Origin of the sequence: Pantoea sp. RG18, assembly GCF_025910075.1 — a bacterium.
GTDB lineage: Bacteria > Pseudomonadota > Gammaproteobacteria > Enterobacterales > Enterobacteriaceae > Pantoea > Pantoea agglomerans.
The window spans coordinates 1-340 of sequence record NZ_JAPCIL010000041.1; the positions used below are offsets into that span (position 1 = coordinate 1).

Sequence of the window (340 nt, forward strand, 5' to 3'; positions counted from 1 at the left end):
TGTCAGTGTGATGCTGTCCGCCACCAAACCCGATGTCTGGTTATCCGGCACCGAGGTGTCAACGGTAAAGCTCCAGTCGCCGTCTGCCTGCGGGCCTTCGTTGCCCGCCGCGTCCACCGCCGCAACCGTCAGGTCGTGGGAGGTGCCGTCCGCCATATCCTGCTCCGGCGTCCAGCTCCACTTGCCGTCCGCGTCCACCGCTGCGCTGCCGACGAGCTCGCCGTTGTCATAGATATTGACGTGATCGATGTCGGCGGTTGCGTCGCCGGAAAGGGTCGGCCGCGCGTCATCGGTGACCGAGCCGCTGGCAATCTCGCCGGTGATCGCACCGACGTCGTCG

The 340-nt window shown here is 66.2% G+C and carries 1 protein-coding gene; it reads right to left on the reverse strand.

What is annotated here, in order from left to right; all coding sequences use genetic code 11:
* A partial coding sequence (locus OK409_RS22465) for an Ig-like domain-containing protein (RefSeq protein WP_264367566.1) occupies positions 1 to 340 on the reverse strand: 340 nt, incomplete at both ends.